Annotated in this window: 10 protein-coding genes; 4 read left to right on the top strand and 6 right to left on the bottom strand. The window is 59.5% G+C overall.

All coding sequences use genetic code 11. The features are described 5' to 3' along the window. Window positions 1-76: 76 nt before the first annotated feature. The 4 genes from AB4P97_RS09460 to AB4P97_RS09445 all read right to left on the bottom strand — a co-directional run bounded on the left by AB4P97_RS09460 (window position 77) and on the right by AB4P97_RS09445 (window position 5,230). Complete coding sequence (locus AB4P97_RS09460) at window positions 77-832, bottom strand: hypothetical protein (RefSeq protein WP_395602532.1); 756 nt, start codon at window positions 830-832, stop codon at window positions 77-79. Window positions 833-1,082: 250 nt separating this feature from the next. Then, complete coding sequence (locus AB4P97_RS09455; RefSeq protein WP_042562058.1) at window positions 1,083-2,942, bottom strand: ABC transporter ATP-binding protein; 1,860 nt, start codon at window positions 2,940-2,942, stop codon at window positions 1,083-1,085. Window positions 2,943-3,191: 249 nt separating this feature from the next. Further along, window positions 3,192-4,523 carry an ATP-binding protein gene (locus tag AB4P97_RS09450; RefSeq protein WP_200614280.1) on the bottom strand — a complete coding sequence of 444 codons (1,332 nt, stop codon included), beginning with the start codon at window positions 4,521-4,523 and terminating at the stop codon, window positions 3,192-3,194. Continuing rightward, on the bottom strand, window positions 4,520-5,230 hold the full coding sequence (locus AB4P97_RS09445; RefSeq protein ID WP_200614289.1) for a response regulator: 711 nt from the start codon (window positions 5,228-5,230) through the stop codon (window positions 4,520-4,522). Before AB4P97_RS09445 ends, AB4P97_RS09450 begins: the two co-directional genes overlap by 4 nt. A gap of 165 nt (window positions 5,231-5,395) precedes the next feature. On the opposite strand from AB4P97_RS09445, the gene AB4P97_RS09440 reads away from it, so the two are divergent. The 3 genes from AB4P97_RS09440 (at window position 5,396) to proP (ending at window position 8,133) form a co-directional block, all read left to right on the top strand. Further along, on the top strand, window positions 5,396-5,710 hold the full coding sequence (locus tag AB4P97_RS09440) for a hypothetical protein (protein ID WP_042559089.1): 315 nt from the start codon (window positions 5,396-5,398) through the stop codon (window positions 5,708-5,710). After that, window positions 5,710-6,369 carry a DUF3313 domain-containing protein gene (locus AB4P97_RS09435; RefSeq protein ID WP_181818534.1) on the top strand — a complete coding sequence of 220 codons (660 nt, stop codon included), beginning with the start codon at window positions 5,710-5,712 and terminating at the stop codon, window positions 6,367-6,369. The genes AB4P97_RS09440 and AB4P97_RS09435 overlap by 1 nt, the downstream gene beginning before the upstream one ends. 261 nt (window positions 6,370-6,630) lie before the next feature. Next, on the top strand, window positions 6,631-8,133 hold the full coding sequence (proP, locus tag AB4P97_RS09430) for a glycine betaine/L-proline transporter ProP (protein ID WP_042559087.1): 1,503 nt from the start codon (window positions 6,631-6,633) through the stop codon (window positions 8,131-8,133). 63 nt (window positions 8,134-8,196) lie between these two features. On the opposite strand, the gene AB4P97_RS09425 is transcribed toward proP, so the two are convergent. Then, on the bottom strand, window positions 8,197-9,312 hold the full coding sequence (locus AB4P97_RS09425) for an AI-2E family transporter (protein ID WP_115148024.1): 1,116 nt from the start codon (window positions 9,310-9,312) through the stop codon (window positions 8,197-8,199). A 251-nt stretch (window positions 9,313-9,563) separates the two neighbouring features. On the opposite strand from AB4P97_RS09425, the gene AB4P97_RS09420 reads away from it, so the two are divergent. After that, the gene (locus AB4P97_RS09420) at window positions 9,564-11,267 is read left to right on the top strand and encodes an amidase (protein WP_047301041.1); all 1,704 of its coding nucleotides are present in this window, start codon (window positions 9,564-9,566) and stop codon (window positions 11,265-11,267) included. A 260-nt stretch (window positions 11,268-11,527) separates the two neighbouring features. Here the strand turns inward: AB4P97_RS09420 and AB4P97_RS09415 are convergent, their stop codons facing one another. Continuing rightward, window positions 11,528-11,995: a hypothetical protein gene (locus tag AB4P97_RS09415; protein WP_234451726.1), complete on the bottom strand. Its 468-nt coding sequence runs from the start codon at window positions 11,993-11,995 to the stop codon at window positions 11,528-11,530. Between the last annotated feature and the right edge of the window lie 146 nt (window positions 11,996-12,141).

Raw genomic sequence — 12,141 nt, 5'->3', positions numbered from 1 at the left:
AGCATTGGCATCCGGGCCAGAGTAGTAACGAGTGGCCGAAAGCTGAGACTCAGAATGCGAACGCCCAACAAACCGCTTAGAGCTGCATTTCGGCGAGCGCCCTGCGCAGGGGCTGATCGGATATCTGGATAGGGCCGTGAAATGGCACATCCATGTCCAGCACGAGGTAAACAGAGGCCGCGATGAGCAATGACGAGACAATGAACATTCCAATCACCATCGAGTTCCGGGGAGCGCGGTATCCGAAACTGGCGAAGATGAGTGTCAACCAGGCAACCAGCATCCCAATCAAAGGGCCCGGAATCGCCCCCTCTGACTGCTCGACGATCCTCCAGCGTTGCTCGATGAGCGAATGATATTGCTGACGGATATCCTGAAGCATCGTTTCATGGAAGCGATCCGGTGGCTTTATGCCGGTCAACGACTTGCCTATGTCATCCAGGTATTTAGCCGCTTCGCTGTCGCGATGCTGCAAGGCCTCATCACCTCGATACGGGGTCTCGATAGCGCGCTCGAGATAGGTGATCAGGCGGTTGCGCGTGTCTTGTGTCACCTCTCCATAGCCTCGTAGCGTCCGGTCAAAAATAATCAGACTGGTTGCATAGCCATGGAAGTTCGCATCTATGGACTCGTAGGTGTTTTTGGCAGAATTGATCATCAGACCAAAGACCAGCGACGTCATGACCACAAAAATGTTGGCGACCAGGCGAATGACGGTATTGGTCTCGTCATCCCGGTGGTGGGACGCCAGCTTGGGGTACCCATTCATCATGAAAAGCGAAGCAGCAACCAGGCACCCGAAAATGGCCAGGGCGATCCAGAGAGAGTTCATGCATCAGCACCCTGAGCAGTTGAGTCAAGTCTTGGAGCATAGACTGTCAGGCGTTCTCGGAGTTTCCCTGTTCAGATACAGGTTTGCCTGCTGGGGAATGACCGCGATGCTGAGTCGAAACCCGGCGTTGGCGACTGGCAGGTATGGGTCGACCTCTGCCCAAAATTCTGGTTAACCACGGGCTACTGTCGGCCCATATAGAGGGCGCATGGACGGAACTCAATAAATCCGCGCCATGCGCCCTGGCATATCAAGCCTGATCCAGTGCCTCGACCAACCCCTTGTCTTCACCCAGAAACCCGCCGCTTTGATGCTGCCAAAGCCGCGCGTACACGCCGTTCCTCTCCAGTAATTCGCTATGGGTGCCCTGTTCGATAATGCGTCCGTCATCCATCACGATGAGCCGGTCCATGGCCGCGATCGTCGACAGCCGATGGGCGATGGCAATCACGGTTTTGCCCTGCATCATGTCATCGAGGCTTTCCTGAATGGCCACTTCGACTTCCGAATCCAGCGCGCTGGTGGCTTCATCAAGCAGCAGGATCGGCGCGTTCTTGAGCATCACCCGGGCAATCGCGACGCGTTGCCGTTGACCGCCCGACAGCTTGATGCCCCGCTCACCGACCAGTGTGTCGTAGCCGCTATGGCCTTGGCGGTCGCTCAGTTGACTGATGAACTCATCGGCCTGGGCGCTGGCGGCGGCGCTGCGGATTTGCGCATCGGTGGCGTCGGGACGGCCGTAGGCGATGTTGTCGCGAATCGAACGATGCAGCAGCGAGGTGTCCTGGGTAACCATGCCGATGGCACTGCGCAGACTGTCTTGGGTCACTTTCGCGATGTTTTGCCCGTCGATGCGAATCTCGCCGCTGTCGACGTCATAGAAGCGCAGCAGCAAGTTGATCAGCGTGGATTTGCCGGCGCCGGAGCGGCCGACCAGACCGATCTTTTCACCCGGGCGGATGTTCAGGCTGAGACCATCGAGTACCTGGCGTTCGCCGTTGTAATTGAAGTGCACCTTATCGAAAGTAACGGCGCCGCCCTTGGTCACCAGCACACCCGCATCCGGCGCGTCCTGCACCTTGGCGCCTTGCGTCAGCGTGGCCATGCCATCCTGCACAGTGCCGATGCTCTCGAACAGCGAGGTCATCTGCCACATGATCCAGTTCGACATGCCGTTGATGCGCAACGCCATGGCAGTGATTGCCGCCACGGCACCGGCGCCGACATCGCCCTGGTGCCAAAGCCACAGGGCGTAACCACCCGCGGACATGATCAACCCTACCACCAAGGCCTGATTGACGATCTCGAACCTGCTGACGAGACGCATCTGGCGAAAACCGGTCAGCTTGAAATCTTCCATCGCTGCACGGGCGAAGTGCGCTTCACGATTGGAATGGGAGAACAGCTTCACCGTCGTGATGTTGGTGTAGGCGTCCGAGATACGCCCGGTCATCATTGACCGCGCATTGGCTTGCTCCTGCCCGACTTTGCCCAGCCGCGGCACGAAGTACCACATGGCCAGCGCGAACAACACTGCCCAGCCAATGAACGGCAGCATCAGTTTCAGCGCGAAGCCACCGGCCAGCGCGATGATCGCGATGAAATACACGCCGATCCCGGGGATGATCTCGATCAGGGTAAACAACACGTCACGCACTGCCAGCGCGGTTTGCATCACCTTGGTGGTGACCCGGCCGGAAAACTCATCGGAAAAAAACGAAAGGCTCTGCCGCAGCATCAGGCGATGGAAATCCCAACGCAGGCGCAACGGCAAGTTAATCGCCAATATCTGGTGCTGCACCATGGTGCGCAACGCCACCAGCCCGACACTGGTCACCATGACGATGCCCATGCCCCACAACACCCGACTTTCCTGCGCGGCGGCTTCGCCGCCCGCCTGCCAGGTCGAGAGCAGATCCACGACCTGCCCTAGAAAGGAAAACAGCCAGGCTTCGTAAATCGACACAGCGGCACTCAGCAGCGCAAGCAGCAGAATGTAACCGCGCGCGCCTCGCGTACAGGCCCACAGAAAACGCGCCAGACCGTTGGGCGGCGGTGGTACCTCGTCAGGCGGAAAAGGGTCGAGTCTTCGTTCAAACGCACGAAGCATAATGATCTCCAAAACTTTCAAGTTGAGGGGATTCTGCCATTGAATGGTTGGCAGGAGGGCTTTGTGAAAAAGTGTGTGTCCGTGGGGACGGCTGTGGGCCATAAACTACAGATCGCTTTTCACGCAGCTTTCCAGCAGGTCGAATGATGCGCGTCTGTCCAGCTTAGGAATGCGATCCCATCGAATTCGTATAACCACGGAATGTCCTGGCGCTGATAACGGTGCCCCTGACAGCGGCTAAAGACGTGGTCATTGAATCGGCAACTCAACCCGTGCCACTAACCCGCCACCGCTGCGATTGCTCAACGTCAGTTCCCCGCCCTGCTCACGCACAATGGCCCGCGCCGCGGAAAGTCCGAGTCCGACCCCGCCGGTCTCGCGGTTGCGTGAGGTTTCGAGGCGCAAAAACGGATCGAACACGCGCTCCAGTGACTCTTCGGCAATCCCCGGCCCTTCGTCGCTGACCTCGATGCAGATCGTGTAGCCATCGCCGCTCAAGGCGATGCTCGGGTGTTGCGCGTACTTCTCGGCATTTTCCAGCAGGTTGACGATCACTCGTTTGATGCCAAGCGGCCGACCCTCATACACCCAGTGTGCCGGGCCGCTGTAACCGACGGCGATGTTCTGGTCACGGTAGTCATCGATGATGGTTTGCAGCAGTTCGGCAAGGTCAAACGCCGTGGTGGGTTCCCCGTGGGTGTCCTCGCGAAAAAACGCCAACGCGGCGTTGATCATCGACTGCATTTCTTCGATGTCACGAATCTGTTTGCCTTGGTTATCCAGATCTTCCATGAACTCGCTGCGCAAGCGCATGCGGGTCAGCGGTGCGCGCAAGTCGTGGGAGATGGACGCGAGCATGTGCGTGCGTTCGCCGATGAAATGCTGAATCTGCGCCTGCATGGTGTTGAAGGCGATGATCGCCTGGCGGATTTCCTCAGGGCCTTCGATTTTGATCGGCGGTGCGCGCAGATCACCCCCGAAACGCCGCGCGGCGCTGGCGAAACGCTGCAAGGGTTTGGCCAGTTGGCGCGTGGCGATCCAGGCCACCAGCAAGGTAGCGATCAGGCCGAGGGCGATAACCACCGCAATCCGCGTACTCGCCTCCAGCCCCCAAACCCGTTCCGGTGGGGTGAACGACAACCAACTGCCATCGACCAGTTGCACAAGTGCGGCATAGTGCGCCTGCGGGCTGTGGCTCGGCCAGTCGTCGGGGTTGAAGGCTTCCATGGTTCGGCCATCGGCCAACAGCAGTTGCAGCACCGGCACCCTGCCCGCTTCAACCGGATTGCCGCCCGCCGGCAGCCCGAAGTCGGCGCGCTGCGCTTTCCACGCCACTTTCAGCCGCGGGCTGCTTGCCGCGTCCGCCAACTGCGGGCGCAACGGTACTGGCGCGGCCTCGATCACGCGCACGGTAGCGGCAATCTGTTCCAGCAAACCGGTACGCTCAATCGGCGGACGCGCCCAGATCCCGGCGACCTGCACGAACAAGGCATTAAGGGCCAGCGACGTCAGCATCGCCGCGACGATAGTCAGGGCAATCCGCCGACTGAGGGTGTCGCGCCGCAGCATCCGGCGGATCACGAGCGGCTGACCTTGGCCGTGAACATATAACCGCCGTTGCGAACGGTGCGGATCAGGTCCGGACGTTTGCAGTCGGGCTCGATCTTGCGCCGCAACCGGCTGACCTGCACATCGATGCTGCGATCAAACGCGTCGTGGCCCTGGCCGTGGGTCAGGTCGATCAATTGCTCGCGAGTCAGAATGCGTTGCGGATGCTCAAGAAACACCACCAGCAAGTCGAACTCGCCGCCGGACAGCGGAATCATCACGTTTTGCGGTGAGCGCAGTTCGCGACAGGTGATATCCAGATGCCAACCGGCGAAGGCAATCACCGGCCGGGACGGTTCGCTCGGCTGACTGGCCGGTTCGCTCGCGCGGCGCTGCACGGCACGCAGACGAGCCAGCAGTTCACGCGGTGCAAACGGCTTGGTGACGTAGTCATCCGCCCCCAGCTCCAGGCCGACAATGCGGTCGCTCAGTTCGCCCATGGCGGTGAGCATGATGATCGGAATGGCCATCTGCGCGCGCACTTTCTGGCACAGACTCAAGCCGCCCTCCCCGGGCAGCATCAAGTCAAGAATGATCGTGTCCGGTCGCTGCTGGTCGATCGCCGCCCACATCGCCTCGCCGTCCGCCGCTACATCGACTTCATAGGCGTGCTGGACGAAGAACTTCTTCAGCAGCGACAGAATTTCCACGTCGTCGTCGACGATCAGCAGTCTGCTCACGGGCACAGGATCCTCAATCCAGAAAAGAGCGCATCTAAAACCATTCTGGCGTCCGGGTCATTTATTTCAATCGAGCAACATTCCTTCGCCAGTGACATCAACCGGACATCGTCCGGCAAAAACCGTCCTGCATCCTGCACACCTTTCCAAATCAGGGGGTTGTTCATGAAGGCCTTACACAGCAGGTATACCGCCGAGGGGCATAACGCCCAATATCCGTTGATCCTCAGCCAGCGCACGACAGCACCGACACACGATACGCCGATCCTGTTTCAGGAGTTTTGCCTGGGATTGTCCAGTGATCAGAGCCGGATTGTCCTGCGCCGTTACTTCGAGCAGTTCAGCCCGACCAACGCCCAGTGGGTGGAGTACGCCCATTCGATCCCGGCCGCCGACCTCATCCACTGGATCATGACCCACGGCCAGTTGCACATCGAGTGCTCGCAAGACACCCCGCCAAAGCACAAGGAATCGCATTGATGAGAAGCCATTGCCTGATGTCGATTTTGTGCACGGCGTCCCTGAGCATGTCGGCTTGCAGCAGCCAAAAGGTCGAACATACCGGGTTTCTGCACGACTACAGCGTATTGAAGGAGCACAAGTCGCCTTCGGGTCAGGACGTATTGGGTTGGGTCAGTCCGGCATTGGTCAGAGGTCGTTACACCCAGGCCTATTTGGCGCCGAGTCAGTTCTATCCCAGCGCAGAGCCGACTGACCGGATTCCACTGAGCACGCTGTCCGGGGTGACCGAGTATTACGACGCAGCCCTCAGGCATGAACTGGGCAAAGTGCTGCAACTGGTGTCCACGCCCGGCCCGAACACGCTGATCGTCAGGCCGGCTATTACCCGGGTCAGTGCCAGCACCCAAGGCCTGCAATTTTATGAATGGCTGCCGGTCACACTGGTCGCGGCTGGCGTGAGCACCGCCACCGGCATCCGCGATCAGGACAGTGAAATCGCCACGGAAGTCTCTTTCGAGGACGGTTCGACCGGCGAAGTGGTGGCCGAAGTCGTGCGCAAGGGCACCGGCGTGCCGCTGGAAAACGACAAACAGGTGCTGAGCGCCGATGACGTCAAAGTGGTGCTGGATGGCTGGGCCAGTGATCTGGGTAAATCGTACGTGGCGATTCGTAAGTAGAGCCCGTGGCCGGGTGCATCGGTCGTAAAGACGTTTTTTGTCTGACGTGAAGTGCAGCTTTCGACAGCCCTCTGGGGCACTGCCCCCCGTAGGAACTGTCGCGTGAAACGAAGCTGCGATCTTTTGATCTCGTGTTTGAAAATTAAAAAAAGTCGCGAGCGGTGAATTATTTCGTGTCCTCATGTATCAGACCCATTAAGCACGCGCCATCAAATAGATGGCATTGACGCGAAAAGATGGATCAGTAAAGAGAATACCCGGATGAAATCACGTAAAAGCAGCGTCAAACCGATTGGTCTGAAAGACATCACAATCGTCGATGACGTCAAGATGCGCAAAGCCATTACGGCCGCTGCACTCGGCAATGCCATGGAATGGTTCGACTTTGGCGTCTACGGCTTTGTCGCCTATGCGCTCGGCAAGATCTTCTTCCCCGGCGCCGATCCTGGCGTACAGATGATCGCGGCATTGGCGACATTCTCCGTGCCGTTCCTGATCCGGCCGCTGGGCGGCCTGTTTTTCGGCGCGTTGGGCGACAAGTACGGACGACAGAAAGTCCTCGCCGCGACCATTGTCATCATGTCCCTCAGCACCTTCGCCATCGGCCTGATCCCCTCCTATGACTCCATAGGTATCTGGGCGCCGATCCTGCTGTTGCTGGCGAAAATGGCCCAAGGCTTTTCCGTCGGTGGCGAATACACCGGTGCCTCGATCTTCGTCGCCGAATACGCGCCGGACCGCAAGCGCGGCTTCCTCGGCAGTTGGCTGGACTTCGGTTCGATTGCCGGTTTCGTCCTTGGCGCCGGTGTAGTGGTGATGATCTCGACGATTATCGGCGAAGAGCAGTTTCTCGAGTGGGGCTGGCGTCTGCCGTTCTTCCTCGCCCTGCCATTGGGCATGATCGGTCTGTATCTGCGTCATGCGCTCGAAGAAACGCCAGCGTTCCAGCAGCACGTGGAGAAACTCGAACAAGGCGACCGCGAAGGTCTGGCCCGTGGGCCGAAAGTGTCGTTCAAGGAAATCGCCACCCAACACTGGCGTAGCCTGATGACCTGCGTCGGCGTGGTCGCGGTGACCAACGTCACCTATTACATGCTGCTCACTTACATGCCGAGTTACCTGTCGCATAACCTGCACTACAGCGAAAACCGTGGCGTGTTGATCATCATCGCGATCATGGTCGGCATGTTGTTCGTGCAGCCGCTGATTGGTTTTGTCAGCGACAAGATCGGCCGCAAGCCCTTTATCGTCATCGGCAGCATTGGCCTGTTCGTCCTTGCCATTCCGGCGTTCATCCTGATCAACAGCGGCAAGATCGGCCTGATCTTCGCCGGGCTGTTGATGCTGGCGGTGTTGCTGAATTTCTTTATCGGCGTGATGGCCTCGACCCTGCCAGCGATGTTCCCGACGCATATTCGCTACAGTGCACTGGCGGCGTCCTTCAACATTTCCGTGTTGATCGCCGGCCTGACGCCGACCGTCGTGGCGTGGCTGGTGGAAAGCACCAACGACCTGTACATGCCGGCGTACTACCTGATGGTGGTTGCCGTGGTCGGTCTGATCACCGGCGTGACAATGAAGGAAACGGCGAACAAACCGTTGCGTGGCGCCGCCCCCGCAGCCTCTGACCTCGCAGAGGCGAAGGAGCTGCTGCAAGAACATCACGACAATATCGAGCAGAAGATCGAAGACATCGATGCCGAAATTGCCGAGCTGGAAGCCAAGCGCAACAACCTGGTGCAACAGCATCCACGGATCAACTGAACCATACGTGGCCCGGTGCAGAATCCTGCCCGGGCTGCTGCAACCTCTTCAGCACTGCGTGAGTCAGGACAGATTTTGCTCTGGCGGCGATTCCAGCACCTGGGTGACGTCGTCGGGTTGATACACCCAACCCATAAACAACGCATAACCGACCGCCAGAATCACCGGCCCGGTGAACAACCCGATAATCCCGCTGGTCACCATGCCGCCGAGGGCGCCGATCAACACGACGGGCATCGGCACGGCCACGCCGCGTCCCAACAGCATCGGTTTGAGCACATTGTCGGAAAGCCCTGCAACCACCATCCACACGGCGAAGATCACCGTCGCGACGCTGACGCCTTGCTGCGCAAAAACAAAAATCACCACAGGTAGCGTGATCAACAGCACCGGCAATTGCGTGATGCCCAGCAACAGCACCAATAGCGCCAATATGCCGGCCGCCGGTACGCCCATGATCACCAGGGCGACGCCGATCAGCAGCATCTGGATAAAAGCGATGCCCACCACGCCCTGAGCTACGGCGCGAATGGTCGCCGTGCACAATTGGGCAATCTGCTGCCCACGCGCGGGCCCGGAAATCCGCGTGGTGACGGCGACGGCGGTGCGATGGCCGCTTTCACCGTAGGTCATGATCAGCCCGGCAACGATCAGCGCTACGACGAACACCACAATGCCCGCTCCCACCCCGGCCGCTTGGTGCAGCATCACTTTGCCCCAATCCTTGAGGTGCGGCGCCAGTTCCTGGAAAGCCCAGCTCAGATCCTGCGAAGCATGCTGCCAGATGCCGAAAATCGGTGGCCCGATCAGCGGCCAGTTCTCGACATTGGCCGGCGGCGGCGGGATTTCGAATTGGCCGCTTTCAAGCACCTGCATCCCGCCCTTCACCGAGTCGGCCACCGAGGCGCCCAGCAGACTCAACGGCACCATCAGGATCAGCAATCCCAGCAACACCAAAATAACCGCCGCCCAGCCGTAGCGCTGACCAAGTTTTGCGCCGAGCATCCGGTTCAACGGGTACAGGGTGACGGCCAGGATCAGCGCCCAGAGCATCACATTGAGAAACGGATGGAAAATGTCGTAACAGAACAGCACCAACGTGGCGATCAACCCCGCACGGATCAGGACGTCAAGCAAAGCTCTGGAGCTGTTGAAAGCGATCAGCGGTTTCTCGTCCACAGTGGTTTTCCTGTCAAGCGTATCGTTAGGAATGCGCTGAGCCTAGATCACCGCCTTGCATTCTGCCTGTTTGATTGATGGGCCCGCCAAGGAGGCATCGATGGACAAAAACCATCCCGCCGATTACTCCGCGCCCGGCATGGTGTTAAATAGGCGCCAGTCTTAACCTTGTCGCTAAAGCCGTGCACGAGAACTGATATGAATAGCTCTTCAAAAACCCATGACGCTCAACTGCAATCGGCGGTGAACGCATGATCGAAGTCACTGAAGTTTCCATCGCCCAATTGCGCGCTGCGCTTGAGTCCGGCCAGACCACGTCGCTTGAGCTGGTGCAGGCCTATCTCGCCCGCATCGATGCCTACGACGGAGCCGACACGGCGACAGCGCTCAACGCGGTTGTCGTGCGCAACCCCGAAGCGCTGAACGAAGCGCGGGCCGCCGACGCCCGCCGCGCCAAAGGCGAAACCCTGAGCCCGCTCGACGGCATTCCTTACACCGCCAAGGACAGTTATCTGGTCAAGGGCCTGACCGCCGCGTCCGGCAGCCCGGCCTTTGTTGATCTGGTGGCCTACCGCGACGCGTTTACCATTGAGCGTCTGCGCGGTGCCGGGGCGATTTGCCTGGGCAAGACCAACATGCCGCCGATGGCCAATGGCGGCATGCAGCGCGGGGTTTATGGCCGCGCCGAGAGCCCGTACAACGCTGACTTCCTCACCGCACCGTTCGCTTCCGGTTCGTCCAATGGCGCTGGCACCGCCACGGCCGCAAGTTTTGCCGCATTCGGCCTGGCGGAAGAAACCTGGTCGAGCGGGCGCGGTCCTGCTTCGAACAATGGCCTGTGCGCCTACACGCCGTCGCGCGGTGTGATCTCGGTACGCGGCAACTGGCCGCTGACCCCGACCATGGATGTCGTGGTGCCCTACGCGCGCACCATGGCTGACTTGCTCGAAGTCCTCGACATCGTCGTTGCCGAAGACCCTGACACCCGTGGCGATCTGTGGCGCTTGCAACCCTGGGTGCCGATTCCGAGTGTCAGCACCGTACGCCCTGCCGCTTACGCCGAACTGGCTGCCGACCGCACCGCGCTGGCCGGCAAGCGCTTCGCCGTGCCGCGCATGTTCATCAATGCCGACCCTGACGCTGGCACCAGCGAAGCGCCGGGCATCGGCGGCCCGACCGGCCAACGCATCAACACGCGCGCGTCGGTGATCGATCTGTGGAAACAGGCACGTCAGGCGCTGGAAGCCGCCGGTGCCGAAGTGATCGAAACCGACTTCCCGCTGGTCTCCAACTGCGAAGGCGACCGCCCCGGCGCACCGACCGTGTTCACCCGTGGGCTGGTGTCCAAAGAGTTCCTCCACCATGAACTGTGGGACCTGACCGCCTGGGCTTTTGACGACTTCCTGCAAGCCAACGGCGACCCGAAGCTCAATCGTCTGGTCGACGTCGACGGTGCGAAAATCTTCCCGCACGAGCCGGGCACTCTGCCCAACCGTGAGGGTGACCTTGTCGCCGGCATGGACGAATACGTACGCATGGCCGAGCGTGGCATCACGCCGTGGAATGAAATCTCCACTGTTCCCGATGGCTTGCGTGGCCTGGAACAAACCCGGCGCATCGATCTTGAGGACTGGATGGATAAGCTGGGCCTCGACGCCGTGTTGTTCCCGACCGTCGCCGATGTCGCCCCGGCGGATGCGGATGTGAACCCGGAGTCCGCCGACATCGCCTGGAGCAATGGCATCTGGGTCGCCAACGGCAACCTCGCGATCCGCCACCTGGGCGTGCCCACCGTCACCGTGCCGATGGGCGTCATGGCCGACATCGGCATGCCGGTCGGCCTGACCTTCGCCGGCCGCGCCTACGACGACTCGAGCCTGCTGCGCCTGGCCGCGGCGTTTGAATCGACGGGCAGTAAACGCATGATCCCGCCACGCACCCCGCCGTTGTCATAACGCGGTCAAGCTGTGGGAGTGAGCCTGCTCGCGAAAGCGGTGCTTCAGTTGATAGAAATGTTGCCTGATGCACTGAAATCGCTGGCAAGCCAGCTCCCACAATTTTATCTGTTACCAAAAATGGTGGGCACATCCCAAATCCCTGTGGGAGCTGGCTTGCCAGCGATGGCGCCGACTCAGTCAGCATCGCTTCGCGCATCACGTTGGCGTTCGGCGAAATGACAGTCGAAACCCCGGTGTTCGACAAACGCCTTCATCCGTCACTCCGGCATCTCAGCGATAATCTCAATCAGATCATCCCGGCTAATGTCATTGGCCTTGACCGCCGCGGCAACATCGCGCCTGGATAAAGGAAAACGTTTAAAAATGTCGTTCAACGTAACGGCATCAATGCTTTCCAACCACTGCGGGACAACCACCGAGCCGCCGTACTTCGGCTCCATCGTCACCGTTTCGTGATCAATCGGGCCTTTGTGGTTGAAGTAGACCAGATAACGCGTGAACCCTTCCGGGTAGCTTTTATCTTCATAAAGTGTGGTGCCAATCGGCAGTACATAGCTGTTTTCATCACCATAACGCCCGCCAATCAGCAGCGGTTCTGTGGTTCTGATCATTGGCATTCCACGTGTCACGGTGCCGTGCATGGTCACGTAGTACAGCCATCCCGCGGCGTTCGCACACACCAACAAGATGAAGAAAAGCACGGTGCTTTTGGTTGGATTTTTCAAGCGGAACTCCGGCAATCCATTGTCAGGATTGGCGGATGGTACAGAGCTTGAGAGCAAAAGATGCGGGATCCGCCGAAAGCGTTGAACCTGAATTCAAACGCCCGCCTGTAAAAGACCGTCTGTCGAGAAGTACTTTCGACCTGTCA

Origin of the sequence: Pseudomonas sp. A1230 (genome assembly GCF_044218825.1) — a bacterium.
GTDB classification, from domain to species: domain Bacteria; phylum Pseudomonadota; class Gammaproteobacteria; order Pseudomonadales; family Pseudomonadaceae; genus Aquipseudomonas; species Aquipseudomonas iridis.
Note: the sequence above shows the minus strand (reverse complement) of the source record. Positions and strands in the feature narration are given on the sequence as shown.